General features: G+C 68.6%; 23 protein-coding genes. 15 read left to right on the top strand and 8 right to left on the bottom strand.

All coding sequences use genetic code 11. From position 1 onward, the window contains the following. Nucleotides 1-33: 33 nt before the first annotated feature. The 5 genes from QZH52_RS02800 to QZH52_RS02780 are packed head-to-tail and all read left to right on the top strand — an operon-like array spanning nt 34 to nt 4,651. The gene (locus tag QZH52_RS02800; protein WP_301803474.1) at nt 34-1,182 is read left to right on the top strand and encodes a cytochrome c oxidase subunit II; all 1,149 of its coding nucleotides are present in this window, start codon (nt 34-36) and stop codon (nt 1,180-1,182) included. Next, entirely contained in the window at nt 1,179-2,930 is a 1,752-nt protein-coding gene (gene ctaD / locus QZH52_RS02795) for a cytochrome c oxidase subunit I (RefSeq protein WP_301803473.1), read from the top strand. Before QZH52_RS02800 ends, ctaD begins: the two co-directional genes overlap by 4 nt. A gap of 56 nt (nt 2,931-2,986) precedes the next feature. Beyond that, on the top strand, nt 2,987-3,613 hold the full coding sequence (locus tag QZH52_RS02790) for a cytochrome c oxidase subunit 3 family protein (protein ID WP_301803470.1): 627 nt from the start codon (nt 2,987-2,989) through the stop codon (nt 3,611-3,613). A gap of 13 nt (nt 3,614-3,626) precedes the next feature. Next, a complete protein-coding gene (locus QZH52_RS02785) occupies nt 3,627-4,325 on the top strand; it encodes a heme-copper oxidase subunit III family protein (RefSeq protein ID WP_301803467.1) in 699 nt (232 codons plus the stop codon). Between the two features lie 8 nt (nt 4,326-4,333). Then, nucleotides 4,334-4,651: a cytochrome C oxidase subunit IV family protein gene (locus tag QZH52_RS02780; protein WP_286533452.1), complete on the top strand. Its 318-nt coding sequence runs from the start codon at nt 4,334-4,336 to the stop codon at nt 4,649-4,651. Between the two features lie 21 nt (nt 4,652-4,672). Here the strand turns inward: QZH52_RS02780 and QZH52_RS02775 are convergent, their stop codons facing one another. After that, complete coding sequence (locus tag QZH52_RS02775; RefSeq protein WP_301803464.1) at nt 4,673-6,298, bottom strand: MFS transporter; 1,626 nt, start codon at nt 6,296-6,298, stop codon at nt 4,673-4,675. A 6-nt stretch (nt 6,299-6,304) separates the two neighbouring features. Further along, nucleotides 6,305-6,823: an Lrp/AsnC family transcriptional regulator gene (locus tag QZH52_RS02770; RefSeq protein ID WP_286533454.1), complete on the bottom strand. Its 519-nt coding sequence runs from the start codon at nt 6,821-6,823 to the stop codon at nt 6,305-6,307. Nucleotides 6,824-6,994: 171 nt separating this feature from the next. Between QZH52_RS02770 and QZH52_RS02765 the strand changes: the two genes are divergently transcribed. The 5 genes from QZH52_RS02765 (at nt 6,995) to QZH52_RS02745 (ending at nt 16,515) form a co-directional block, all read left to right on the top strand. Further along, nucleotides 6,995-10,603 (top strand): indolepyruvate ferredoxin oxidoreductase family protein, encoded by a 3,609-nt coding sequence (locus QZH52_RS02765; RefSeq protein ID WP_301803460.1) that lies wholly within the window; start codon nt 6,995-6,997, stop codon nt 10,601-10,603. A gap of 201 nt (nt 10,604-10,804) precedes the next feature. Beyond that, the gene (gene yajC / locus QZH52_RS02760; protein ID WP_286509705.1) at nt 10,805-11,134 is read left to right on the top strand and encodes a preprotein translocase subunit YajC; all 330 of its coding nucleotides are present in this window, start codon (nt 10,805-10,807) and stop codon (nt 11,132-11,134) included. Between the two features lie 52 nt (nt 11,135-11,186). Then, nucleotides 11,187-13,064, top strand: coding sequence for a protein translocase subunit SecD (secD, locus tag QZH52_RS02755; protein WP_301803456.1), 1,878 nt, complete (start codon nt 11,187-11,189; stop codon nt 13,062-13,064). Between the two features lie 12 nt (nt 13,065-13,076). Next, nucleotides 13,077-14,030: a protein translocase subunit SecF gene (secF, locus tag QZH52_RS02750; RefSeq protein WP_286519811.1), complete on the top strand. Its 954-nt coding sequence runs from the start codon at nt 13,077-13,079 to the stop codon at nt 14,028-14,030. Nucleotides 14,031-14,130: 100 nt separating this feature from the next. Then, a complete protein-coding gene (locus QZH52_RS02745; protein WP_301803451.1) occupies nt 14,131-16,515 on the top strand; it encodes a DUF1631 family protein in 2,385 nt (794 codons plus the stop codon). A 225-nt stretch (nt 16,516-16,740) separates the two neighbouring features. Here the strand turns inward: QZH52_RS02745 and QZH52_RS02740 are convergent, their stop codons facing one another. From QZH52_RS02740 to QZH52_RS02730, 3 genes are all read right to left on the bottom strand, one after another. After that, nucleotides 16,741-17,256: a Smg family protein gene (locus tag QZH52_RS02740; RefSeq protein WP_301803448.1), complete on the bottom strand. Its 516-nt coding sequence runs from the start codon at nt 17,254-17,256 to the stop codon at nt 16,741-16,743. A 67-nt stretch (nt 17,257-17,323) separates the two neighbouring features. Next, on the bottom strand, nt 17,324-18,451 hold the full coding sequence (gene dprA, locus QZH52_RS02735) for a DNA-processing protein DprA (protein WP_301803445.1): 1,128 nt from the start codon (nt 18,449-18,451) through the stop codon (nt 17,324-17,326). A gap of 18 nt (nt 18,452-18,469) precedes the next feature. Next, on the bottom strand, nt 18,470-19,690 hold the full coding sequence (locus QZH52_RS02730; RefSeq protein WP_301803443.1) for a LysM peptidoglycan-binding domain-containing protein: 1,221 nt from the start codon (nt 19,688-19,690) through the stop codon (nt 18,470-18,472). A gap of 160 nt (nt 19,691-19,850) precedes the next feature. On the opposite strand from QZH52_RS02730, the gene def reads away from it, so the two are divergent. Genes def through QZH52_RS02705 form a run of 5 tightly spaced genes read left to right on the top strand, consistent with a single transcriptional unit; the run spans nt 19,851 to nt 22,915 of the window. Next, the gene (gene def, locus QZH52_RS02725) at nt 19,851-20,384 is read left to right on the top strand and encodes a peptide deformylase (RefSeq protein ID WP_301803441.1); all 534 of its coding nucleotides are present in this window, start codon (nt 19,851-19,853) and stop codon (nt 20,382-20,384) included. A gap of 2 nt (nt 20,385-20,386) precedes the next feature. Further along, nucleotides 20,387-20,875 carry a hypothetical protein gene (locus QZH52_RS02720; protein WP_301803438.1) on the top strand — a complete coding sequence of 163 codons (489 nt, stop codon included), beginning with the start codon at nt 20,387-20,389 and terminating at the stop codon, nt 20,873-20,875. Then, nucleotides 20,872-21,831 (top strand): methionyl-tRNA formyltransferase, encoded by a 960-nt coding sequence (fmt, locus tag QZH52_RS02715; protein WP_301803435.1) that lies wholly within the window; start codon nt 20,872-20,874, stop codon nt 21,829-21,831. Before QZH52_RS02720 ends, fmt begins: the two co-directional genes overlap by 4 nt. Further along, nucleotides 21,831-22,571, top strand: a complete 741-nt coding sequence (locus tag QZH52_RS02710; RefSeq protein WP_301803432.1) for an AzlC family ABC transporter permease — start codon at nt 21,831-21,833, stop codon at nt 22,569-22,571. Before fmt ends, QZH52_RS02710 begins: the two co-directional genes overlap by 1 nt. Continuing rightward, a complete protein-coding gene (locus QZH52_RS02705; protein WP_301803430.1) occupies nt 22,568-22,915 on the top strand; it encodes an AzlD domain-containing protein in 348 nt (115 codons plus the stop codon). Before QZH52_RS02710 ends, QZH52_RS02705 begins: the two co-directional genes overlap by 4 nt. Before the next feature lie 12 nt (nt 22,916-22,927). On the opposite strand, the gene QZH52_RS02700 is transcribed toward QZH52_RS02705, so the two are convergent. Genes QZH52_RS02700 through QZH52_RS02690 form a run of 3 tightly spaced genes read right to left on the bottom strand, consistent with a single transcriptional unit; the run spans nt 22,928 to nt 25,105 of the window. Further along, nucleotides 22,928-23,899, bottom strand: coding sequence for a Bug family tripartite tricarboxylate transporter substrate binding protein (locus QZH52_RS02700; RefSeq protein ID WP_301803428.1), 972 nt, complete (start codon nt 23,897-23,899; stop codon nt 22,928-22,930). 31 nt (nt 23,900-23,930) lie between these two features. Further along, nucleotides 23,931-24,890: an MBL fold metallo-hydrolase gene (locus tag QZH52_RS02695; protein WP_301803425.1), complete on the bottom strand. Its 960-nt coding sequence runs from the start codon at nt 24,888-24,890 to the stop codon at nt 23,931-23,933. Further along, nucleotides 24,887-25,105 carry a DUF2783 domain-containing protein gene (locus QZH52_RS02690; RefSeq protein WP_301803423.1) on the bottom strand — a complete coding sequence of 73 codons (219 nt, stop codon included), beginning with the start codon at nt 25,103-25,105 and terminating at the stop codon, nt 24,887-24,889. Before QZH52_RS02690 ends, QZH52_RS02695 begins: the two co-directional genes overlap by 4 nt. Nucleotides 25,106-25,111: the final 6 nt, after the last annotated feature.

The raw sequence follows: 25,111 nt of genomic DNA, 5'->3' as shown, positions 1-25,111 counted from the left end.
CGAAGCGTCGATGCCGACCCCCGGGGAACGCACATGACCATGGCCGTCGCGCTGCTGCTGATCGTGGTCGCCTCGGTGCTGTTCCACGTCTTCAATCCGTGGTGGACGACCCCGCTGGCCTCGAACTGGCAGCAGATGGACGACACGCTGACCATCACGCTGGTGATCACCGGCGCCTTCTTCGTCGCGATCAACCTGTTCGTCGTCTATGCGCTGGTGCGCTTTCGTCATCGCGAGGGCCGCCGGGCGACCGAGCAGCCCGAGAGCAAGCGGCTCGAGCGCTGGCTGATCGGCGGCACGACCGTCGGCATCATGGCGCTGCTGGCACCCGGGCTGGTGGTCTATGCCAACTACGTGCGGGCGCCGCACGACGCGCTGGTGCTCGAGGTCGTGAGCCAGCAATGGCAATGGCGCTTCCGCTTCCCGGGTGCGGACGGCAAGCTGGGGGCGAGCGATGCGCGCTTCGTCGGCGCCGCCAATCCCTTCGGCCTCGACCCGGCCGACCCCGCCGGGCAGGACGACCTGCTGGTCGCGGCCGACGAGGTGCACCTGCCGCTGGGCCGGCCGGTGCTGGTCCTGACGCGCTCGCACGACGTGCTGCACGACTTCTTCGTGCCGTCGTTCCGCGCCCGCATGAACACGGTGCCGGGCCAGGTCAGCCGCTTCTGGTTCACGCCGACCGTCGCCGGGCGCTACGAAGCCCTGTGCGCCCAGCTTTGCGGCGTCGGCCATCCCAACATGCGCGGCTTCGTGCTGGTGCAGGACGTGGCCGCCTTCAATGCCTGGCAGGCCGCGCTGCCGACCTTCGCCAGCACCCTGGCCAAGGCCGCCGCCCCGGCCGGCGCGGCGGCGGGCTCGGGCGTCGAGCAGGGCCGCGCCCTGGCCGACGCGAAGGGCTGCACGGCCTGCCACACGATCGACGGCAGTCCGCGCGTGGGGCCGACCTGGAAGGGGTTGTACGGCAAGACCGAGACCATGGCGGACGGCTCCAGGGCGCTGGTCGACGAAGCCTACCTGCGCGCCTTCATCCGCGATCCGCAGGCCCGCCAGGTGAAGGGCTTCGCGCCGGTCATGCCGAAGATCGACCTGAGCGACGAGGAGCTGGCGGCGCTGGTGACCTACATCCAGAGCCTCGGCAATCCGCCGACGCAGGCCGCCACCGACAAGGGGGTGCAGCGATGAAGCCCGCGACCAAGAAGTTCCTGACGCACTATGTCTGGAGCCAGGACCACAAGGTGATCGCGATCCAGTACGCCTGCACCGCCATCGCGGTCGGGCTGGTGGGCGTGGTGCTGTCCAACCTGATGCGCCTGCAGCTCGGCTTTCCGGGCCAGTTCGAGTTCATCAACCCCGAGCGCTACTACCAGTTCGTGACCATGCACGGGATGATCATGGTGATCTACCTGCTCACGGCGCTGTTCCTCGGCGGCTTCGGCAACTACCTGATTCCGCTGATGGTCGGCGCCCGGGACATGGTCTTTCCCTACCTCAACATGCTGAGCTTCTGGGTCTACCTGCTGTCGGTGGTGGTCCTGCTGGCGAGCTTCTTCGTCGAGGGCGGTCCCACGGGCGCGGGCTGGACCCTGTACCCGCCGCAGTCGATCCTGCCCGGCACGCCCGGCCATGCGGGCGGCATCGTGCTGATGCTGGTGTCGCTGGTGATCTTCATCGTGGCGACCACGATGGGCGGCCTCAACTACGTGACGACCGTGCTGCAGGCGCGCTGCGAAGGCATGACGCTGCTGCGCATGCCGCTGACCGTCTGGGGCATCTTCGTCGCCACCATCCTGGCGCTGCTCGGCTTCCCGGCGCTTTTCGTGAGCGGCGTCATGCTGCTGCTCGACCGCACGCTGGGCACCAGCTTCTTCATGCCGGCCCTGGTGTCGATGGGTCAGGCGAGTGGCTACAAGGGCGGCAGCCCGCTGCTGTTCCAGCACCTGTTCTGGTTCTTCGGCCACCCGGAGGTGTACATCGTGGCGCTGCCGGCCTTCGGCATCGTCTCCGACCTGATCAGCGTGCACGCCCGCAAGAGCATCTTCGGCTACCGCATGATGGTCTGGGCGATCGTGGCGATCGGCGGCCTCAGCGTGGTGGTGTGGGCGCACCACATGTTCGTGAGCGGCATGAACCCGTACTTCGGCTTCTTCTTCGCGACCACCACGCTGATCATCGCGGTGCCCACGGCCATCAAGGTCTACAACTGGGTGCTGACCCTGTGGCATGGCGACATCCACCTGTCGGTGCCGATGCTGTTCGCACTGGCCTTCGTCTGCACCTTCGCGATCGGCGGCCTGACCGGCCTGTTCCTGGGCAACGTGAGCGTGGACATTCCGCTGTCGGGCACTTACTTCGTGGTCGCGCACTTCCACATGGTGATGGGCGTGGCGCCGCTGCTGGTGGTGTTCGGCGGCATCTACCACTGGTTCCCGAAGATCACCGGCCGCATGCTGGACGACCGGCTCGGCAAGCTCCACTTCTGGATCACCTTCCTCGGCACCTACGCCATCTATTTCCCGATGCACTACCTGGGCGTGCTGGGCATGCCGCGGCGCTACTACAGCTTCGAGGGCTACCAGTTCATCCCGGCGTCGGCCTTCAGCCTCAACGCCTTCATCACGGTGATCGCCCTGGTCGTTGGCGCGGCCCAGCTGCTGTTCGTCGCCAACCTCGCCTGGAGCGCCTGGCGCGGCCGGCCGGCCACGGCCAATCCCTGGCGCGCCGCGTCGCTCGAATGGCAGACCCCGACGACGCCGCCGGGCCATGGCAACTGGGGGCCGCAGCTGCCGGTGGTTTACCGCTGGGCCTACGCCTACGGCGTGCCGGGCCAGGGGGAGGACTACATCGCCCAGAACGCACCGCCCGAGGCCGGGGGGCTGGAGCCCGAGGCGCGCGCCCGGGGCGAGGGTGAGGCCCGGGGAGCGCCGGCATGAGCCGCCGGGCCGCTCCCAAGGCGAATACCGTAGCGCTGCTGCGCGGAGGTATGCCAATGAACGCCAGCGCCGCCTTGCGCGCCGGCGTCGCCCGCCGCGGCGGCCGGCCGCCCGACACGCGGGCCAGCGCGGCCGGCATCGGGCTGTGGGTGTTCATGGGCGTGGCCACGGCCTTGTTCTCGCTGTTCGTCACGGCCTACGTGATGCGCATGAACGGCAGCGATGCGGTCGCGATCCCGCTGCCCTGGCAGCTCTGGCTCAGCTCGGCGCTGCTGGCCATCGGCAGCGTCGCGCTGCAGCGGGCCACCACGGCGGCGCGCGGCGCCGAACCGGCGCGGGCCCGCCGCCTGCTGTGGGCCGGCGGCCTCTGCGCGCTGGCCTTCCTGGCGGTGCAGCTCTGGGCCTGGCAGGCGCTGACGAGCACGCAGGTGACGCCGGCCGGCAATCCGGGCGCCGCGTTTTTCTACCTGCTCACCGCCATGCACGGTCTGCACGTGATGGGCGGGCTGGCCGCATGGGCCTGGACGGTGCACGCCGCCTGGCCCGACCCCGCCGCGGCCGCCTGGCGGATCGCGCTGTGCGCGCGCTACTGGCATTTCCTGCTGGCGGTGTGGGGGGTGCTGTTCGCCCTCTTGGGCTGGGTGACGCCGGAGGTGGCGCGTGCCATCTGCGGCACGCCGTGAGGAGGAGGCCGCGATGAACGCCGTGTCGATCGCACCACGGATGCCGAGTGCTGCCACGCCGGCTACCGGATGGCGCGGGCTGATCGCCGACTGGTCGTCCGACCGCCAGGCCTTCCACGTCTCGTGGGGCAAGGCGATGATGTGGATCTTCCTGTTGAGCGACACCTTCGTCTTCAGCTGCTTCCTCACCGGCTACATGACGGTGCGGGTCTCGACCACCGTGCCGTGGCCGAACCCGAGCGAGGTGTTCGCGCTGCATGTGGGCGGCGCCGACATTCCGCTGCTGCTGATCGCGATCATGACCTTCGTGCTCATCAGCAGCAGCGGCACGATGGCGATGGCGGTCAATTTCGCCTACCGCCGCGACCGCGTGAACGCCGCCACGCTCATGCTCGTGACCGCCACCTTCGGCGAGCTCTTCGTCGGCATGCAGGCCTTCGAATGGTCCAAGCTGATCCTCGAGGAGGGCGTGCGGCCCTGGGGCAACCCGATGGGGGCGGCGCAGTTCGGCTCGACCTTCTTCATGATCACGGGCTTCCACGGGCTGCATGTGTCGGCCGGCGTGGTGTTCCTGTTCATCGTCGCCTTCAAGCTGGTCCGCGGCGACTACGAGAAGACCGGCAACTACCAGATCGTCGAGATCGCCGGCCTGTACTGGCACTTCGTCGACCTGGTGTGGGTTTTCATCTTCGCGCTGTTCTATCTCTGGTGAGGTCGACCATGAATCCCGGCACGGCCCAGCAACAACATCCGATCAGCCTCTACCTCAAGATCTGGGGGCTGCTGTTCGTGCTCAGCACGCTGTCGTACCTGGTCGACTACTTCCACTTCCAGGGCTATCTGCGCTGGGGCCTGATCATCCTCTTCATGCTGCTGAAGGCGGGCCTGATCGTCTCGGTCTTCATGCACATGGCCTGGGAGCGGCTGGCGCTGGTCTACGCAATCTTGCTGCCGCCGCTATGCCTGCTGGTGCTGGTGGGACTGATGTTCGCCGAGGCCGGCCACACTTTGCTGACGCGGCTGCTGTTCTTCCATTAGGAAGGCGCTGGCCCGACGCGCTCAGCGGTGCACGATGTAGCGCGTCACCACCGGCAGCGTCTCGCCCACGTGGAACGCCAGCCGCCGCTCGCGCAGCGCCATGTCGGCCGCGGTGGCGCGATGGAAGCGACGCAGGTGCTCGGTCCAGGTCTCGTCGACGATCTGCTCCAGGTAGCGGCCCGGTTCCGCGATGTCGTGCAGCAGTTCCCAGCCGATCGCGCCCTGGCTCAGCCGCGCGCGCCGGGTCTGGTGCATCACCAGGTGAAAGGCGGCGGCGCGGGCCGGGTCGATCAGGTACTCGACGGTGACGACCACCCGGCCGGCCTCGTCCGGCGCGCTGGCCGGCGGTCCGGCGGCCCAGCCGTGCTGCGCCGGGCGGGTGTCGTCGTCCTCGCCGACGCCGTCGGTCACGTAGCGCAGGGCCAGCCACATGCACAGGACGCCGGTGGTCGCGGCGATGCCCAGGCTGGCGTAGATCGAGCTGAGCTCGGCCACCTGGCCCCAGAGCGCCGCACCCAGGGCGCTGGCGCCCATGATCGCCATCTGGTACATCGACATGCCGCGGGCGCGCACCCAGTCCGGCAGCGCCAGCTGGGCCGACACCGAGAGCGTGTTGGCGACCGTGATCCAGGCCATGCCCCCGAGGAACATCGCCGGCACCGCCACCCAGGCGTTGGGCGCGACCGCCATCACCGCGGTGGCGCCGGATTGCAGCAAGGTGCCCCGCATCACCAGCTGGTCGCGCACCAGGGCCTGGCGCAGCCGCGGCAGGAACAGCACGGCCACGATGGCGCCCGAACCCATGGCGGCCAGCAGCAGCGTGAAGGTGCCGGCGCCGCCGCCCTGGAGGTTGCGCGCCAGCAGCGGCAGCAGGGCCAGCACGGCGGTCGAGTGCAGGAAGAAGATCGAGATCCGCGTCAGCACGGCGCGCATGCGCGGCGACTGCCGCACGAACTGCACGCCGACCCGCATCGCGCTGATCAGCCGCTCGCGGCCCAGCGGGTTGGGCGTGTGCTCGCGCCGCCAGTGCAGCACCACGAAGCCCGAGGCCACGCACAGCACGGCGTTGAGCGCGAACACCCAGACCGTGCCGGCGCTCGCGATCAGCGTGCCGGCGACCAGCGGGCCGATGATGCGCGAGGCGTTCATCGAGATGCCGTTGAGTCCGAGCGCGGCCGGCAGGTGGCTGCGCGGCACCAGCTCGGGCACGATGGCCGAGAACACCGGCCAGCGCAGCGCCAGCCCGATGCCGTTGGCGAAGGTCAGGGCCAGCAGCAGCGGCGCACTCATGAGGTCGAAGACCACCGCTGCGCACAGCACCACGGCCGAGCCGGCGAGCCAGAACTGGGTGGCGACCAGCCAGCGCCGGCGGTCGAGGATGTCGGCCAGCGCGCCGCTCGGCAGCCCGAGCAGGAACACCGGCAGGGTCGAGGCCGACTGCACCAGCGCGACCCAGATCGGCGAGGTGGTGAGCGAGGTCATCATCCAGGCCGCCGCGACGTCGTTCATCCACATGCTGACGTTGGCGATCAGCCAGGTGCTCCAGAGCATGCGGAACACCGGGATCCGCAGCGGCTCCAGCGGGCCGACCCGGGAGGCTGGGACGGGCGGCGTGACGGGGGTTTCCTGGGGCGAGATCGGCGGCATCGCGGCCTATTGTCTTCGGCCCGGCCGCGCCGGCGTATCGGCCGGGCGCCCGGGCGCCAGATGCTCGAGCGGCAGGGCCCGGCTGGCCTTGACCTCGCCGAGCGAGAAGCTGGTGTGCAGGTCCTTCACGTTGGGCAGGCTCATCAGGTGCTGCAGCGCGAAGCGCGAGAAGCTGTCGAGGTCCTGCGACACCACCTGCAGCTCGAAGGTGCCGGTGCCGCTGATGTAGTGGCAGCTGGTCACCTCGGGCAGCCTGCGGATGGCGTCCTCGAGCTTGCGCGTGGCGTCGACCGTGACCCGCTCGGTGTCGACGCGCACGAAAGCGAGCACGCCGAGCCCGATCTTGTGGCGGTCGATCTCGGCGTGGTAGCCCTTGATGTAGCCGGCTTCCTCGAGGGCGCGCACCCGGCGCCAGCAGGGGGCCGCCGACAGGCCCACGCGCTGCGACAGCTCGGCATTCGTCAGGCGGCCGTCGGCCTGCAGTTCTTGCAGGATCGCGAGGTCAAACTTGTCGATGCCTTCCATTTGCCGCCATTTTAAGCAAGAGTCTTTCAAGAAGGTGGCTTGAATGGGTACAAAACGCAAACACCTGTCGAGACAGCAGGCATACACTTTGCGTCATGATGGCCGAGGGGCAGCCGACCCGGCTGCCCCGCAAAGCCACGCCCACAAGGCCCAGCCCTGGAGACAGACACGATGAACGCCCCCCTGCCCGAGCACATCCGCCGCGCCCTCGAAACGGTCACGCTCGACGACAAGTACTCGCTCGACTACGGCCGCGCCTTCATGAGCGGCGTCCAGGCGCTGGTCAAGCTGCCGATGCTGCAGCGCCTGCGTGACCAGCAGCAGGGCAAGAACACGGCCGGCTTCATCAGCGGCTACCGCGGCTCGCCGCTGGGCGGCTACGACCAGGCGCTGTGGAAGGCCAGCAAGTTCCTGAAAGAGCAGAACATCGTCTTCCAGCCCGGCGTCAACGAAGAGCTGGCCGCCACCGCGCTATGGGGCACGCAGCAACTGGGCTTCTCGCCGGCCGGCACCAACAAGTTCGACGGCGTCTTCGGCATCTGGTATGGCAAGGGCCCGGGCGTGGACCGTTGCTCGGACGTCTTCAAGCACGCCAACATGGCCGGCACCACCGAGTTCGGCGGCGTCATCGCGGTGGCGGGCGACGACCACATCTCGAAGAGCTCGACCGCGGCGCACCAGAGCGACCACATCTTCAAGGCCTGCGGCACGCCGGTGTTCTTCCCGGCCAACGTGCAGGAAATCCTCGACCTCGGCATCCACGCCTTCGCGATGAGCCGCTTCGCCGGGATCTGGTCGGGCATGAAGACGATCCAGGAGATCGTCGAGTCGAGCGCCACCGCGATGATCGACCCCGAGCGGGTCGACATCGTCATCCCGACCGACTTCCAGATGCCGCCCGGCGGGCTGCACATCCGCTGGCCCGACCATGCGCTCGAGCAGGAAGCGCGGCTGATGCACTACAAGTGGTACGCCGCCCTCGCCTACATCCGCGCCAACCGGCTCAACCACAACGTGATCGAAGGCCCGAACGACCGCTTCGGCATCATGGCCAGCGGCAAGGCCTTCAACGACACGCGCCAGGCCCTGATCGACCTCGGCCTCGACGACGCCGCCTGCCGCCAGCTCGGCATCCGGCTGCACAAGGTGGCCGTGGTGTGGCCGCTCGAGGCGCAGCTCACGCGCGAATTCGCCACCGGCCTGCAGGAGATCCTGGTGGTCGAGGAGAAGCGCCAGGTCATCGAATACCAGCTCAAGGAAGAGCTCTACAACTGGCGCGGCGACGTCCGGCCCAACGTGGTCGGCAAGTTCGACGAGGGCGAGGTGCACGAGGCCGAGGGCTATTCGGGCGGCGAATGGTCGATGCCGAACCCGACCGCGCACACGCTGCTGCGCGCCAACGCCGACCTGAACCCGGCGCTGATCGCCAAGGCGATCGCCCAGCGCCTCAGGAAGACCGGCCTGCTGGCCGCGGCCGGCGCCGACATGGCGGCCCGCATCGACGCCCAGCTGGCGATCCTCGAGGCCAAGGAGCGCGCGATGGCCGCGCCCAAGTCACTCGGCGCCGCCGACGCCACGCGCCAGCCCTGGTTCTGCTCGGGCTGCCCGCACAACACCAGCACCGTGGTGCCCGAAGGCTCGCGCGCGATGGGCGGCATCGGCTGCCACTTCATGGCGACCTGGATGGATCGCTCGACCATCGGCTTCACGCAGATGGGCGGCGAGGGCGTGCCGTGGGTCGGCCAGCAGCCCTTCACGACCGACCAGCACATCTTCGCCAACCTCGGCGACGGCACCTACTTCCACAGCGGCCTGCTGGCGATCCGCCAGAGCATCGCGGCCGGCGTCAACATCACCTACAAGATCCTCTACAACGACGCGGTCGCCATGACCGGCGGCCAGCAGGTGGGCGAGCGGCCCGAGGGCCATTCGGTGCTGCAGATCGCCGAGAGCCTGCATGCCGAAGGCGCGGTCAAGGTGGTGGTGGTAACCGACGAACCCGAGAAGTACCAGGGCGTCAACGTGCCGGGCGAGAACGTCAAGGTGCGCCACCGCGACGAGCTCGACGAGATCCAGCGCGAATTCCGCGAGATCAAGGGCACCACCGCCATCATCTACGACCAGACCTGCGCCACCGAGAAGCGGCGCCGCCGCAAGCGGGGCACGGCGGTCGATCCGGCGGTGCGGGTGGTCATCAACGAGCTGGTCTGCGAAGGCTGCGGCGATTGCAGCGTCAAGAGCAACTGCCTGTCGGTGGAGCCGCTGGAGACCGAGTTCGGCCGCAAGCGCACCATCAACCAGAGCACCTGCAACAAGGACATGAGCTGCCTGAAGGGCTTCTGCCCCAGCTTCGTGACGGTCGAGGGCGGCCAGCTCAAGAAGAAATCGAAGAGCAAGGGCGCCTCGCCGGCCGAGCTGGGTGCGCTGCCCGACCCCGAGATTCCGGTGCTCGGCGAGGGCCAGGTCTGGGGCGTGGTGGTGGCCGGCGTCGGCGGCACCGGTGTCATCACCATCGGCCAGCTGCTCGGCATGGCGACACACATCGAGGGCAAGGGCATCGTCACCCAGGACGCGGCCGGCCTGGCGCAGAAGGGCGGCGCCACCTGGAGCCACGTGCTGATCGGCGAGACCCAGGACGCGATCCGCACCACCCGCGTCGGCACCGCCGCGGCCGACCTGGTGCTGGCGGCCGACCCGCTGGTGGCGGTCAATGCCGAAACCACGGCGCGCATGCGCGAAGGCCGCACGCGGGTCGCGCTCAACAGCCACAGCACGCCGACCGCCGCTTTCGTGCGCAACGCCGACTGGGTCAACCCGCAGCAGGATTGCGCCAGCGAGATCGCGCGGGTGGTCGGCGCCGATGCGGTCGGCGCCTTCGACGCCGATGCCGCCGCCACCGCGCTGATGGGCGACAGCCTGTACGCCAACCCGATGCTGCTGGGCTTCGCCTGGCAGAAGGGCTGGATTCCGCTCGACCACGCGTCGCTGATGCGGGCGATCGAGCTCAATGCCGTGGCCGTCGACAACAACAAGCTGGCCTTCGAGTGGGGCCGCCAGGCGGCCGAACGCCCGGCGGAGCTGCAAAAGCGGGTGCAGCCGGGGCAGGTCATCGAGTTCAAGCGGCGCGAGACCGTCGAGGCCCTGGTGGCCCGCCGCGCCGAGTTCCTCTCCGGCTACCAGAACGCCGCCTACGCCGACCAGTACAAGGCCTTCGTCGCCCGGGTGCAGCAGGCCGAATCGGCGCTCGGCAAGAGCAGCCTGGCCGAGGCCGTGGCCCGCTACCTGTTCAAGCTGATGGCCTACAAGGACGAATACGAGGTGGCGCGGCTGCACGCCGACCGCAGCTTCCTCGACCGGGTCGAGGGCATGTTCGAGGGCGACTTCAAGCTCAACTACCACCTGGCGCCGCCGATCATCGCGAAGAAGAACGCCAAGGGCGAGCTGCAGAAGCAGAAGTTCGGCCCGGCGATGCTGACCGGCTTCAGGCTGCTGGCGAAGCTCAAGGGCCTGCGCGGGACTGCGCTCGACATCTTCGGGCGCACCGAGGAGCGCAAGACCGAGCGCGCGCTGATCGGCGAATACCGCGCCAGCATCGAGGAAGTGATGACCGGCCTGACGGCCGCGAACCACGCCACGGCGCTGGAAATCGCCGCGCTGCCCGAGCAGATCCGGGGCTATGGCCACGTCAAGGAGCGCAACCTGGCCGCGGCCCGGGTGCGCTGGGCCGAGCTGATGGCCAAGTGGCGCCACCCCGAGGCCGCCGCCCGCGCCGCCGCCTGAAGCACCGGCGCCCGGGGCCGCAAAGCCCCGAAAACCCCAAGCACGGCCCCGGAATAGGGTCGTCTGCCCTCTATACAATGCCCGGTGCTGTGCGCGGCCAGGTTCCGCGCTGCGTGGCCGCTGGGTGCGGCCGCGGATGCACCGGTCCTTTCCCATCCGGAGGGCCGGCGCTCCTCTTCTTTCCCTCTGTTGGAGACTCCCTTGTTCATTTCTTCTGCTTTCGCCCAGGCCGCACCCGCCGCCGGTGGTGGCGACATGATGTCCTCGCTCGGCAGCATGCTGCCGCTGGTGCTGATGTTCGTGGTCCTGTACTTCGTCATGATCCGCCCGCAAATGAAGCGCCAGAAAGAAGCGCGCGCCATGATCGAGGCCCTGGCCAAGGGCGACGAGGTCGCCACCTCTGGCGGCATGCTCGGCAAGATCACCCAGCTCGGCGAGCAATACCTGACCGTCGAAATCGCCAAGGGCGTCGAAGTCCAGATCCAGCGCAGCGCCGTGATCCAGGTCTTGCCCAAAGGCGCGATCAAGTAAGTAGAGCCACAACGCGGGCGCCGGACACCGCGCGCCCCTGAAGGTTGAATCGATGAACCGTTACCCGGTCTGGAAGTACGCGATCATCGTGATCGTGCTGCTCGTGGGGCTCGTCTATGCCCTGCCCAATTTCTTCGGCGAGGCGCCTGCGGTGCAGGTGTCGTCGGCCAAGTCGACCGTCAAGGTCGACGCCGGCACCCAGGCCCGCGTGGCCGAGGCGCTGAAGGTCGCCGGGCTGGTGCCCGACCTGCTGACGCTCGACGCCACCTCGGTGCGGGCCCGCTTCGCCTCCACCGATGACCAGCTGAAGGCGCGCGACACCCTGCAGCACGCCCTGGTGCCCGACCCGAGCGACCCGCCCTACACGGTGGCGCTCAACCTGGTGTCTCGCTCGCCGAGCTGGCTCACCGCGCTGCATGCCTTCCCGATGTACCTGGGCCTCGACCTGCGCGGCGGCGTCGACTTCCTGCTGCAGGTCGACATGAAGGGCGCCATCGACAAGCGGGCCGAATCCTTCGCCAGCGACCTGCGCACCGGCCTGCGCGACAAGAGCGTGCGCGGCAGCGCGGTCAGCCGCAACGGCCAGACCATCGAGATGCGCTTCCGCGATGCCGCCGGCCTGGATGCCGCCAAGCGCCTGCTGCAAGACCAGTTCCCCGACCTCACGGCGGTCGAAAGCCAGGAAGGCACCGACTTCAAGCTGGTCGCCTCGATCAAGCCCGAGGCCGTTCGCCGGCTGCAGGACGCGGCCCTGAAGCAGAACATCACGACCTTGCACAACCGGATCAACGAACTCGGCGTGGCCGAGCCCGTGATCCAGCAGCAGGGCCTGGACCGCATCGTCGTCCAGCTGCCCGGCGTCCAGGACACGGCCAAGGCCAAGGACATCCTGGGCCGCACCGCCACCCTCGAGATGCGCCTGGTCGACGAGAGCGCCGAGGGCCGCGCGGCCGAGCTGGGCACCGGTCCGGTCCCCTTCGGCTCCGAGAAGTTCCTCGACCGCCAGGGCCGCCCGGTGATCGTCAAGAAGCAGGTGCTGGTCACCGGCGAAAACCTTACCGACGCCCAGCCCGGCTTCGACTCCCAGACCCAGCAGCCCAAGGTTGACCTGACCATGGACGCCAAGGGCGGGCGCATCATGCGCGACGTCAGCCGCGAGAACTTCAGGAAGCGCATGGCGATGCTGATCTTCGAGAAGGGCAAGGGCGAGGTGCTGACCGCGCCGTCGATCAACGGCGAGCTCGGCAACCGCTTCCAGATCTCGGGCTCGATGAGCGTGGTCGAGGCCAACGACCTGGCGCTGCTGCTGCGGGCCGGCTCGCTGGCGGCGCCGATGGAGATCATCCAGGAACGCACCATCGGTCCGAGCCTGGGTGCCGACAACATCAAGAAGGGCTTCGACAGCGTGATGTACGGCTTCGCCGCGATCATGGTGTTCATGTGCCTGTACTACGCGCTGTTCGGCGTCTTCTCGTCGATCGCGCTGGCGGTCAACCTGCTGCTGCTGGTGGCGATCCTCTCGATGCTGCAGGCCACGCTGACCCTGCCCGGAATCGCCGCCATGGCGCTGGCCATCGGCGTCGCGATCGACTCCAACGTGCTGATCAACGAGCGCATCCGCGAGGAATTGCGCAACGGCGCCTCGCCGCAGGCGGCGATCCACGCCGGCTACGAGCGCGCCTGGGGCACCATCCTCGACTCCAACGTCACCACGCTGATCGCGGGCGTCGCGCTGCTGGCCTTCGGCTCCGGCCCGATCCGGGGCTTCGCGGTGGTGCACTGCATCGGCATCGTGACCTCGATGTTCTCGGCCGTGTTCTTCTCGCGCGGGCTGGTGAACTTCTGGTACGGCAGCAAGAAGAAGCTCAAGACGGTGTCGATCGGCACCGTCTGGAAGCCCGACACCACCGCCGTGGCCAACGCGAAATAAGGGACACGACAAATGGAATTCTTCCGGATCCACAGGACCATCCCGTTCATGCGCCACGCGCTGGTGCTGAACGCGGTGTCCTTCGTCACCTTCGCCCTGGCGGTGTTCTTCCTGTTCCATCGCGGGCTCCACCTGTCGGTCGAGTTCACCGGCGGCACGGTGATGGAGGTCGCCTCCCAGCAGTCGGTCGACGTCGGCCGGGTGCGCGAGACCATCGCCAAGCTGGGCTACCAGGACGTGCAGGTGCAGAACTTCGGCACCTCGCGCGACGTCCAGATCCGCCTGCCGGTGCAGAAGGGCCAGACCTCGGCCCAGCAGAGCGAGCAGGTCATGGCCGCGCTGAAGGCGGTCGACCCGACCGCCATCCTGCGCGGCAACGAGTTCGTCGGCCCGCAGGTCGGCGAGGAGCTCACCACCAACGGCCTCAAGGCCCTCGGCATGGTGGTGGTCGGCATCATGATCTACCTGGCCTTCCGCTTCGAATGGAAGTTCGCGCTGGCGACCGTGCTGGCCAACCTGCACGACGTCGTGATCATCCTGGGCTTCTTCGCCTTCTTCCAGTGGGAGTTCTCGCTGGCGGTGCTGGCGGCGGTGCTGGCGGTGCTGGGCTACTCGGTCAACGAGTCGGTCGTGATCTTCGACCGCGTGCGCGAGAACTTCCGCCGCTTCCGCAAGCTGAGCACCCCCGAGGTGATCGACAGCGCCATCACCTCGACCATCAGCCGGACCATCATCACCCACGGCTCGACCCAGCTGGTGGTGCTGTCGATGTTCTTCTTCGGCGGCCCGACCCTGCACTACTTCGCGCTGGCCCTGACCATCGGCATCTGCTTCGGCATCTACTCCTCGGCTTTCGTGGCGGCATCGATCGCGATGTGGCTGGGCGTCAAGCGCGAGGACCTGGTCAAGACGCCGACCAAGCGGGAGGGCGACCCGGACGACCCGAACGCCGGCGCCACCGTCTGATCTTGGGGTTGCCGAGCATGGAGAGCCCTTGTGCGGTTACGCTTCCCGATGCAAGCTCGTCCTTGTCGTCGAATCGAATCCATTGCCGTCCTGACCATCCATGATCCAGCGGTCCCATGCAGCCTCCCTTCAACTCTCCCGAGAGACGCGCGAGCGTTTTGTCGCCGCCACCGAGCCGCTGATCGCACCGGTCGCCCGGGCCATCGCCGAACGGCTGACGGCCCTGGCCTCCCAGACCGGCAATGCGCGCGAGATGCAGGAGAACCGCGACGGTTTCCTGGCCTTCCAGACCCACGGCGCGAACTGGGTGGCGCAGTCGCAGGCGGCCTGGCGCAAGGCGCTGGCCAGCAGCGCGATCGAAGGGTCGTCCTCCAACTCGCTGTCGCGCCTCGAGCTGATCGGCGACGAGGTGGTCGAGACCGGCATCCTGTCATCGCGGCTCGCGCAGGCGATCCAGGACAAGGCCAGCTTCGAGCTCAACGACCTGCGGCTGCGCATCCAGCATCTCGAGGGCACCCATGAACTGGACACAAGGGACATCCTGAAGCCCGAGGCACTGGCCAAGGTCCTGGTCGACCAGTGGCTGGCGACCGGCCTGAGCCGCGGCCTCTGGACCAAGGTCCAGGAGCAGGTCCAGCAGCACATGGTCGAGCCGGTGGTCAAGGCCTACAAGGACGCCAACGCCTTCCTGGTCGGCAAGGACGTGATGCCCGAGATCGATCTCAAGAGCTTCGTGCGCCGCACCGGATCGGTCGGCTCCGGCAGCGCGCCGCTGGGTGGCAGCTTCGCGGGCGGCGCGAGCGCCAGCGCTTCGATGGGCATCGGCCAGACGCGGATGGTGCCGGGCGGCTTCGGCGCGCCGGCCGGCAGCTTCGCGCCGGCGGCGATCGGCGTCGGCCGCGGTCAGGCCGGCATGGGCCAGCAGGCGGGTGGCGACACGCTGGTGGCCACCGGCGGCTCGCCGCTGCTGATGGCGCGCCAGCGGGCCCAGGGGGTGCTGCTCAATCTCAAGCGCTTCGTGACCGCGCGCATCGGCGGCGACATCACGCTGCCGCGCGGCCAGGGCGGCGGCGAGATGGCGGGCGGAGCCGGCGGCGCCGCCTCTCCGGCCTTCGTCGCCGCGATCGCCGACGCCGAGGCGGCCTACCAGGTCGCGGCCTCGCAGTACGTGGTCGGTGAAGAGGCCACGGCCATCCACAACGCATCGGCCGAACTGCGCCGGCGCACCAGCGAACTCAAGAAGAAGGCGCCCACGACCGCCGACAAGGCCACGGTCGAGATCGTGGCGCTGATGTTCCAGGCCATCCTGGCCGAGGAGCGGATCCCGTTCTCGGCCCGCGTCTGGTTCGCGCGACTGCAGATGCCGGTGCTGCGCGTGGCCATCGCCGAGCCCGAATTCTTCGGCACCTTGCAGCATCCTGCGCGCATGCTGATCGACCGCATGGGCTCCTGCGTGATGGGCTTCGATGCCGCCGCCATCTCGGGCAGTGCGCTCGAGGGCGAGATCCGCCGCGTGGTCCAGGTGATCGAGCAATACCCGGAAACCGGCCAGCGGGTGTTCAAGCTGGTGTTCGACGAATTCGTCGCCTTCCTCAACAAGTACCTGACGCAGAGCGACACCACCCAGCGGGTGATGAGCGTGGCGCAGCAGGTCGAGCAGAAGGAGACGATGGCGATCCAGTACACCATCGAGTTGCGCAAGATGCTCAACGACATGCCGGTGCGCGAGGAGATCCGCGAGTTCCTGTTCAAGGTCTGGGCCGAGGTGCTGGCGATCGCCGCCCTGCGCTACGGCGCCCAGGACGAGCAGACCGTGACGCTGAAGCGGGTTGCCTCCGACCTGGTCTGGGCGGCCAGCGCCAAGCCGAACCGCAACGACCGCACCCGTGTCATCCAGGATCTGCCCAAGCTGCTGCAGCGGCTGCGCCAGGGCATGACGCTGCTGGGCATCGTGGGCGAACCGCAGGAAGCGCACATCAAGACCATCGGCGCGACCCTGTCCGATGCCTTCCTGTCGAAGACCGAGGCGATCCCGCCGGCCAAGATCGAGGCCATGGCCAAGCGCCTGGCCAACCTCGAGGATTTCGTCTCCGACGAGGGCACTACCGACCTGCCGCTGGATGCTGCGAGCATCGAGCTGCTGCTCGGCGTCGATGCCGCCTCGATCGAGGTCGTGCCCGACACCGGCACCAAGGTCAGCGAGGACATGCTGGCCTGGGCGCACGAGCTGCAGGTCGGCACCTGGTTCATGCTCGACCACAACGACCGCGTGAGCCAGGTCCAGTTCGTCTGGCGCAGCGACCGCAAGCAGCTGCACCTGTTCGCGTCCAGCGACGGCCGCAGCTTCCTGATCCAGGTCGGCCGCCTGGCGTCCTACCTGCAGGCCGGCCTGCTGGTGCCGGCCGAAGAAGAAACGCTGACGGTACGGGCCACGCGCGAAGCGCTGGCAAAACTGGACGCCAACCCCGAGCGACTGCTGAATTAGCTCGCCCTAGGTTGGGCTCTCTTCAGTCGGCCGGCGCAGCCAGGCCCGTTGGTGAAACACCGCGGAACTGGCTTTGCCAGGCCGCTGGTGTTGCCCCCGGCAGGGGGCTGAGGAGCCGCGGCTCCAAGCCTGCCTGCGCAGGCTTGGACGACTCCGAAGGGCCGCTGCCTCTGGCAGCGACTCGAGGCGCCCGGACACGAAGTGCCGGGCAACCTGGGGGCGAGCTCAGTGCGCGATGCGGTCGCTCGAAGCGTCGCAGAGCTCGTCCAGCACCAGGGCGTCGGGTTCGACGCCGGTGCTCCAGTGCACCATCAGCACGATGATCTTGAGTTCGTCGAGCGCCAGCGGCTCGCCCGGCGTGGCCATGGCGCGCTCGACCACGATCTCGCGCATGCCGCCCGGCAGCACGCTCGCGGATTCGAGGAAGCTGATGAAGCCCAGGCATTCGGCACCGATGTGCTCCTGTTCGGCACTGGAGTAGACGCGCATCGCATCGGCCGACTGGGGCAGCGCGGCATCGGCCGCGATCCCCGGCAGCACGGTGGCGCTGCTGCCGTCGGCATGGCGCTCGAGCTGGACGCCCCGGGTCGCCAGGCTCAGGCCGTCGAGCCAGTGCAGCGCCTCGCGGATTTCGTCCGCATCGAAGCCTTGCGCGCTGAGCTTGCGCCCCAGCTGCTCGGGTTCGGGGCAGGCGTCGCCGCGCCAGTAGTTTTCGTAGACATACACGAGCACTTCGAACATTGGTTCAATATAGCCCACTGGAAGCGCCGGCCGTCGAAAGTTGCGCCGACACGACGCTGTCGGCGGCTCAACCGAGCGCGATGCGCTGGAACAGGCCCCCCGGCAGGCGGGCGACGCGGCCCGCCAGCTCGAGTTCGAGCAGCTGCGACTGCAGCATGGCCGGGCTGAATCCGGTGCGGTCGCACAGGGCATCCAGACTGACCGGATCGAATCCGAGTGCGCCCAGCAAGGCGGGCTCGGCGGCATCGTCGTCGGCGGCGGGCGATGGCGGCGGGGGAGGCTGCGTGAAACGCAACTCCTCCAGCACGTCGGCCACCGATTCGACCAGCTTGGCGCCTTGCCGGATCAAGGCGTGGCAGCCGCGCGACTGCGGCGAATGGATCGAGCCCGGGATCGCGAACACCTCCCGCCCCTCCTCGGCCGCCAGCCGCGCCGTGATCAGCGAGCCGGAGCGAAGCGCAGCCTCGACCACCAGCGTGCCGCGCGCGAGTCCGGCGATGATGCGATTGCGCTTCGGGAAGTTCTGGTTCAGGGGCGGCGTACCCAGCGGGTATTCGCTCACGATCAGCCCTTGTGCCGCGATCCGGTGCGCCAGTTCGCGATGGCGGGCCGGGTAGACGCGATCGAGGCCGGTGCCCACCACCGCCACCGTGGCCAGCTGCCCCGGCCGGGCGGCCTCGAGCGCGCCTTCGTGGGCCGCGCCATCGATGCCGAGCGCCAGGCCCGAGACCACGGGCAGACCCGCTTCACCGAAGGCCCGCGCGAAGGCCCGCGCGTTCTGGGCGCCCTGTGCGGTGGGATTGCGGCTGCCGACCATCGCGATGCTGCGCGCCAGATGCGCCAGCTCCAAGCCCGGAGCGCCGATCAGGTAGAGCATCAGCGGTGGATCGGCGGTTTCGAGCAGCGCCGCGGGGTAGCCCGGATCGCCGAGCGTCACGATGTGGCGTGTGGCGCCCCCGGCCTCGATGCCCTCGAGCCATTCGACGGTGCGGTCGAGCAATGCCGGAAGTTCGGCCGGCACCCGCTGGAGCGCCTCGGCCTGTGCCTGGCTGGCAACCTGCGACAGTGCCTGCCGCGTCTGCGAGAAGATGCCGGCCGGCAGGCCAAAGGCGGCGAGCAGCGCGCGCGCAGCGACGTTGCCGATCCCGGGCGTCAGCGCAAGGCGCAGCCAGTCCGAGAGTTCATCGCGTGCCACCCCAAGGTCGCGCTCGCATCAGGGGTTGACCAGCAGGTCACCGACCCGCGGGGTGTCGTTGATCTCGAGCACCAGCGCGTAGGACGCCTTTTCGAACGGCCGGAACACCATCAGCAGGCCGATGCGCTCGTTCGGCAGCTTGAGCACTTCCTTGCCGGTGTCGTTGGGCGCGCCGGCGCGGTCGACGATGGTGTCGCCGTTCTTCAGGATGGCCAGCACGTGGCCGGACTCGATGCCGTCGCGGGTTCCCTTGTTGATGACCACCACCTGGTTCTGGGCCGCGAACTGCACCGCGTTGCCGTAGACCGAGACGATCCGCCCGTCGATGATCTGCTCGGGCGCGCGCGGCGCATAGCTGAGCAGCTGGCGCGTCGGCTCGGGCAGCAGGCGGTCGCCGGCGCGCATCTCCTCGCGCGCGGCCACGATGTCGATGGTCGCGGGGACCACGTTGACCACGTCCTTGCCCTCGACCAGTTGGGTGGCGACGGTCTGGCTGCGCTTGAGCTGGGCCTTGCCGAGGTAGGCCGCTTCGTAGCCGAGCAGCTCGCCGGTGGCGGGGTCCTTCAGCGGCGTCGCGTTGCGGAAGATGCGGTAGGTCTTGATCGGGCCGGCGGTCTCGATCAGTTGTTCGTCGGCCTGGCCCAGCGCGTAGGCGCGGTCGCCGCGGGCCAGCAGCACACGGCTGTCGTTGCCGGCCACGATGTGGGGCGCGGCCTTGAGGGTGTCCTCGTCGACGATGATCGGCTCGCTCAGGAAAGGCTCGATCAGGCTCGGGTTGAGGGTCGGCAGCGCCATCCCCGACAGCGACTCGTAGCGGGCGCGCGGCGACAGCTTGATGGTGCCGTCGGAGGCGCCGCCGCGGCGAGTGCTGAGGCGGGCCCGGCCGCCACTCTTGTCCAGGAAGAGCACCTGGCCCGGGTAGATGCGGTGCGGGTTCGAGATTTCCTTGATGTTCATGCCCCAGAGCTCGGGCCAGCGCCAGGGGCTGCGCAGGAACAGGCGGGAGATGGCCCACAGCGTGTCGCCGGGCTTGACCGTGTATTCGTCAGGTGCGTTGGGCGCCAGCTCGCTGATCGGGATGCCGGCCTGCGAGGTCTGCTGGGCCACCGCCCGCTGTTGTGGCGTGACCGGATAGTTCTGCGCGAAAGCGGTCGTGGCGCCAGCGGCCCCGAGGGCGACGGCCGCCAGGGTGGCCAGAAGGCTGGGACGCAGGCTTTCGTTGATTCGGAGTTTGGTCATGGTTTATGGTGTGCACACACTACGCCACGCAGGATGTACGAATCCTCACAATTTGCTACGAATTTTGCGCTGAAGCCCTTGATAGGGCAACGTATTCGGGCCGTTGGCCGGCAGGGCGTCGCGGAAATGGCGAAAATAGCGACAACTTCTCCTCGCTTTCATGGCAAAAAGAACCATTTTGAGTTACCCGGATCCCCGTCTGCACACGGTGGCCAAGCCGGTCCAGGGCGTCGATGCGCGCATCAAGACGCTGGTCGCCGACATGCTCGAGACCATGTACGACGCCAGCGGCATCGGCCTGGCGGCGACCCAGGTCGACGTCCACGAGCGGCTGGTGGTGATCGACATCTCGGAAGGACGCGACAAGCCGATCGTCCTGATCAATCCCGAGATCGTCTGGGCCAGCGACGAGAAGGTGCTCAATGAAGAAGGCTGCCTGTCGGTGCCGGGCATCTACGACGGCGTCGAGCGCTCGACCTCGGTGCGCGTGACCGCGCTCGATGCCGACGGCGAACCGCAGACGATCGAGGCCGAGGGCCTGCTCGCGGTCTGCATCCAGCACGAACTCGACCATCTGCTGGGCAAGGTGTTCGTCGAATACCTGTCGCCATTGAAGCGCAACCGGATCAAGAGCAAGCTGCTCAAGCAGCAGCGCGAAGACCAGAAATCGGAACAGCGCGAAGGGCGGCGTTGACCATGCGGGGCCTGTGGCCGGCGGCGGCGGCGCTGCTGGTGGCGCTGTCCGGTTGCGCGCTCGACCCGACGCGCCTGCCGCTCGGCAGCACCCGTGCCGAGACGCTCCAGAAGCTCGGCCAGCCGACCACCACCTATGCGATGCCGGGCGGCGGCGAGCGGCTCCAGTATTCGCGTGCGCCATCGGGCTTCGCGGTCAACAACGTAGACCTCGACGCCGGCGGCCGGGTGGTCTCGATCCGCCAGGAGCTCGAAGACGGCATGTTCGACATCATGATAAAGCCCGGTGTCTGGCGGGTCGACGACGTCCTGCGCAGCTATGGCCGGCCCTTCGAGATTTCGCAGGTGCGGCCTTTCGACGGCGATGTCTGGGCCTGGCGCTACAAGTCGCAGAACAACCCGCGGCTGCTCTATATCTACATCGACCTGGACGGCGTGGTCGACCACTACCACACGGCTGACGACCTGCGCCAGCTGATGACGGACCAATGAACTCACTGAAAGTCGCGTTCGCGGGCACGCCCGAGTTCGCCCGGGTCGCCCTCGAGGCGATCGCGGCGGCCGGATTCGACATCGTCCTGGTGCTGACCCAGCCGGACCGTCCCGCCGGCCGCGGCATGAAGCTGCAGGCTTCGCCGGTGAAGCAGTTCGCGGTCGGCCGAGGCTGGCCGGTGGCGCAGCCGCGCAGCCTGCGGCTCGACGGCAAGTTCCCGGACGACGCGGCCGCCGCGTGCGAGGCCATCGCGGCCGCGCGGGCCGACGTGATGGTGGTCGCCGCCTACGGCCTGTTCCTGCCGCAGTGGGTGCTGGATGCGCCGCGGCTCGGCTGCCTGAACATCCATGCCAGCCTGCTGCCGCGCTGGCGCGGCGCGGCGCCGATCCACCGGGCCATCGAGGCCGGCGACGCGCAGACCGGCGTCACGATCATGCAGATGGACGCCGGCCTCGACACCGGCGACATGCTGCTTCGCGAAGCGCTCGACATCGGCGCCGACAGCACCGCACGGCTGCACGACCGGCTGGCCGGAATGGGCGGCCGGTTGATCGTCGATGCCTTGAGGCAGGCGGCGGCCGGCACGCTGAAGGCCGAGCCGCAGCCGACCGAAGGCGTGACCTACGCCCACAAGGTCGAGAAGGCCGAGGCCCAGATCGACTGGTCGCTGGACGCCGCGGCGATCGCGCGCCGGGTGCGCGCCTTCGACCCCTTCCCCGGCGCCAGCAGCCTGCTCGACGGCGAGACGATCAAGCTGTGGGCCGCCGAGGCCGAGCCGGGCGGGCCCGTCGAGGCGCCCGGCACGGTGCTGGCCGTGACGCCTTCGGGCATCGCCGTCGCGGCGAAGGACTCCGTGCTGCGGGTCACCGAACTGCAGCGCGCCGGCGGCAAACGCCTGGCGGTCGCCGACTTCCTGCGTGGATTCGACGTCAAGCCCGGCCAGCGCTTCCACTGATGTTTCTCTCCTCCGCGATCCGGCGCCAGCCGGAATTCCGCCAGGGCGTGAGAGACATGTCCACGGTCGCCATGGGCATCGGCGCCTGGGGCCTGATGACCGGCGTGGCGATGCTCAAGTCGGGCATGAGCGTGTTCGAGTCGGTGGCGATGACGCTGCTGGTCTACGCGGGCAGTTCGCAGCTGGCCGCCATCCCGTTGCTGATGGCGGGCGCGCCGGCCTGGGTCATCCTGGCCACGGGCTTCTGCGTCAACCTGCGCTTCGTGGTCTTCAGCCTGCACCTGCGGCCCTATCTGATGCACATGCCGCGCTGGCGCCGCATCACCCACGGCTATCTCACGGCCGACATGAGCTATGCGCTGTTCACCCGCAAGTACGCGCAACCGCCGCGCACCCGCGCCGAGGAGCAGGCCCAGGAGGCCTACCTCACCGGCAACTACTGCGTGACCTGGTGCGCCTGGATGAGCATGAGCCTGCTCGGCATCGTGCTGGCCAACATGATTCCGCAGAGCTGGGGCCTGGGCTTCGCCGGCGTGCTGAGCCTGGTGGCGATCGTCTGCTCGATGGCGACCACGCGGCTTCGGCTGCTGGCGGTGCTGATCGCGTCGGCCACCGCGGTGGCGGCCTATGCGCTGCCGCTCAAGCTCAACATCGTGGCCGCCATCGGCGTCGCGGTGCTGGCCTGCTTCTGGCTCGAGAAGCGGTTCGGGCTGGATGTCGATGCGGAGGATGACAAGTGAGCGCAGTATTCGGCGGGACGGATTTCTGGACCCTTGGGGTGATCCTCGGCCTGGCCGGCGTCACCTTGCTCACGCGCTGCTTCTTCTTCATTCTCGACCGGCCCTGGGGCCTGCCGGAGTGGGCGCACCGGGCGCTGCACTACGCGCCGGCGGCCGCGCTGGCGGCGGTGATCGCGCCCGAGATCGTCATGACGCAGGGCCACCTGGTCTCGACCCTGCACGACGCCCGGCTCTACGGGGCCGTCGCCGGCACCGCCTATTTCTTCTGGCGGCGCGGCGTGCTGGGGACGATGCTGGCGGGGATGGCGGTTTACCTGCCGCTGCATCTCGGGCTGGGCTGGTAGGCTCCGAGCCAGTCAGTCCAGCTGGACGCCCGCCGTCTTGATGATGCGGCCCCAGCGCTCGCTCTCGGCGCGCGAGAGCTTGTAGAAATCCTGCGGCGTTCCCGGCAGCGCCTCGAAACCGAACTCCGAGAACAGCTTGACCACCTTCGGCGCCTGCATGGCCTTGTTGAGTTCGGCGTTGATGCGGGCCACCGCCTCGGGCGGCATGCCCGACGGGCCGATCAGGCCGTGGAAGGCATAGGCATTGACGTCCTTGAAGCCGAGTTCGGCAAAGGTCGGCACCTCGGGCAGCGCGCCGGCGCGCTGCGGCAGGGCGATCGCCAGCACGCGCACCTTGCCCGACTTGATGATCGGCAGCCCTGAGGCCAGGTCCAGCATCATGGTCGGCACCTGGCCGCCCATGACGTCGGTCATCGCCGGCGCGGCGCCCTTGTAGGGCACGTGCTGGACATTGATGCCGGCCTTCTGCTTGAAGAGCTCCATCGCCATGTGGTGCGGTGAGCCATTGCCGGGCGAGGCGTAGCTGACCTTGTCGGGATGGGCCTTCACGTAGCTCACGAATTCGGCCACGGTCTTTGCCGGGAAGTCGGGATGGACCACCAGCGCGACCGGGAAGCGGCCGATGGCGCCGATGTAGGTGAAGTCGCTCGCCGGCTTGTAGGGCAGCTTGGCGAACATGTACTCGTTGAACAGCAGCGCTGCGTTCTCGGCCTGCATGATTGTGTAGCCGTCGGGCTTGGACTGCATCAGCACCGAGACGCCGATATTGGTCGAGGCGCCGGGCCGGTTGTCGATGATCAGGGGCTGGCCCAGCGAGGGCTGCATCGCCTCGGCCAGCGCACGCGCCAGGTTGTCGGTGCCGCCGCCGGCCACGTAGGGAACGATCCAGCGCACGGGCTGGCTGGGGTAGGCGGTCTGGGCCGGCGCATGGCTGCCGAACGCGAGCATGAGGCCCGCGGCCAGCAGTTGCAGGAATCGCTTCATCGTCTTTGTCTCCGGGGTTGAATCTCGTGAATCAGCCGCGCAGCGTCTGCCACAGTTCGCGGTCGCGCTCCGCGGTCCAGACCACCGGATGCTCGATGCCGCGCAACTCGTCATAGGCGCGCGACACATCGAATGGCAGCACGTGCTGGAACACCGGCCAGTCGCCGAAGCGCGGCTTCATCGCCTGCTCGGCGCGCTCGAAGCAGCCTCGCAGGCTGTCGCCCGCATCGATGCCCGCGCGCACGCTGGCCAGCAGCGTCGACAGGAAGGCCTTCGTGAGTTCGATGGCCTCGGCGCAGCCCGCCGCGCCTTTCACCACCGCGCCGCGACCCGGCACCAGCACCTCGGGTTTCAGTGCGGCGACGGCATCGAGCGTGCCGGCCCAGTCCTGGATGTAGGCGTCGCCGGCATACACGCCGCAGCGGTTCTCGACCACGTCGCCCGAGAACAGCACGCCGCAGTCGGGCAGCCAGGCGACCGTGTCGCCGCCCGAGTGGCCACGGCCCAGGCACATCAAGCGCACTTCGCGCGGGCCGAGCCACAGGCTCATCTCGCGCTCGAAGCTCATCGTCGGCACCGTGAGCCCGGGGATCTCCTCGACGCCGGCAAAGAGGCGCGGAAAGCGCCCGACCTCGGAATCGAAATCGGCCTGCCCGCGCTCGCGCACCCAGTCGAGCGTGCCCTGGCTGGCGATGATGGCCTGCACCTCGTCGAAGGCGCTGGCGCCCATCACGCGCACGGCGTGGTAGTGCGTGAGCACGATGAACTTGATCGGCTTGTCGGTGACCGCGCGGATGTCGGCCAGGAAGTCGCGCGCCATGCGTGGCGTCGGCCGGGTGTCGATCAGCACCACATGCGCATCGCCGACGATGAAGCCGCAGTTGGGATCGAAGTCGCTGATGTAGCCGTACACGTTGGGCGCGAGTTCGCGCAGCTGCGGCTTCTGCTCGCGGGTGTCGGAGGCGGAGGCGAAGGAAACGGAGGCGGTCATGCGGGGTTTCGTTGTGGGGTTTCGGATGCCATGCCGGCTTCTCGCGCGGCATCGATGCAGGCCAGCAGCACGGCCTGGTCGCCGCACTGGTTGGCCAGCAGCAGCACGAGGCGGGCATTGAAATCGGCGCTCTGGGCCTCGGTCAGTCCTTCATGGGCGCTGACCCAGGCCGCGTAGAAGCCGTCGGGATCGGGGATGTGGGGTTCGGTGATCATGTCTTG

The sequence above is a fragment of the Variovorax ginsengisoli genome (genome assembly GCF_030486595.1).
Lineage (GTDB): Bacteria > Pseudomonadota > Gammaproteobacteria > Burkholderiales > Burkholderiaceae_C > Variovorax > Variovorax ginsengisoli_B.
Note: the sequence above shows the minus strand (reverse complement) of the source record. Positions and strands in the feature narration are given on the sequence as shown.

Coding starts and splice junctions, on each gene's coding strand:
- QZH52_RS02800 (WP_301803474.1), top strand. CDS start 34: ATGACCATGGCCGTCGCGCTGCTGCTGATCGTGGTCGCCTCGGTGCTG.
- ctaD (WP_301803473.1), top strand. CDS start 1,179: ATGAAGCCCGCGACCAAGAAGTTCCTGACGCACTATGTCTGGAGCCAG.
- QZH52_RS02790 (WP_301803470.1), top strand. CDS start 2,987: ATGAACGCCAGCGCCGCCTTGCGCGCCGGCGTCGCCCGCCGCGGCGGC.
- QZH52_RS02785 (WP_301803467.1), top strand. CDS start 3,627: ATGAACGCCGTGTCGATCGCACCACGGATGCCGAGTGCTGCCACGCCG.
- QZH52_RS02780 (WP_286533452.1), top strand. CDS start 4,334: ATGAATCCCGGCACGGCCCAGCAACAACATCCGATCAGCCTCTACCTC.
- QZH52_RS02775 (WP_301803464.1), bottom strand. CDS start 6,298: ATGCCGCCGATCTCGCCCCAGGAAACCCCCGTCACGCCGCCCGTCCCA.
- QZH52_RS02770 (WP_286533454.1), bottom strand. CDS start 6,823: ATGGAAGGCATCGACAAGTTTGACCTCGCGATCCTGCAAGAACTGCAG.
- QZH52_RS02765 (WP_301803460.1), top strand. CDS start 6,995: ATGAACGCCCCCCTGCCCGAGCACATCCGCCGCGCCCTCGAAACGGTC.
- secD (WP_301803456.1), top strand. CDS start 11,187: ATGAACCGTTACCCGGTCTGGAAGTACGCGATCATCGTGATCGTGCTG.
- secF (WP_286519811.1), top strand. CDS start 13,077: ATGGAATTCTTCCGGATCCACAGGACCATCCCGTTCATGCGCCACGCG.
- QZH52_RS02745 (WP_301803451.1), top strand. CDS start 14,131: ATGATCCAGCGGTCCCATGCAGCCTCCCTTCAACTCTCCCGAGAGACG.
- QZH52_RS02740 (WP_301803448.1), bottom strand. CDS start 17,256: ATGTTCGAAGTGCTCGTGTATGTCTACGAAAACTACTGGCGCGGCGAC.
- QZH52_RS02730 (WP_301803443.1), bottom strand. CDS start 19,690: ATGACCAAACTCCGAATCAACGAAAGCCTGCGTCCCAGCCTTCTGGCC.
- def (WP_301803441.1), top strand. CDS start 19,851: ATGGCAAAAAGAACCATTTTGAGTTACCCGGATCCCCGTCTGCACACG.
- QZH52_RS02720 (WP_301803438.1), top strand. CDS start 20,387: ATGCGGGGCCTGTGGCCGGCGGCGGCGGCGCTGCTGGTGGCGCTGTCC.
- fmt (WP_301803435.1), top strand. CDS start 20,872: ATGAACTCACTGAAAGTCGCGTTCGCGGGCACGCCCGAGTTCGCCCGG.
- QZH52_RS02710 (WP_301803432.1), top strand. CDS start 21,831: ATGTTTCTCTCCTCCGCGATCCGGCGCCAGCCGGAATTCCGCCAGGGC.
- QZH52_RS02700 (WP_301803428.1), bottom strand. CDS start 23,899: ATGAAGCGATTCCTGCAACTGCTGGCCGCGGGCCTCATGCTCGCGTTC.
- QZH52_RS02695 (WP_301803425.1), bottom strand. CDS start 24,890: ATGACCGCCTCCGTTTCCTTCGCCTCCGCCTCCGACACCCGCGAGCAG.
- QZH52_RS02690 (WP_301803423.1), bottom strand. CDS start 25,105: ATGATCACCGAACCCCACATCCCCGATCCCGACGGCTTCTACGCGGCC.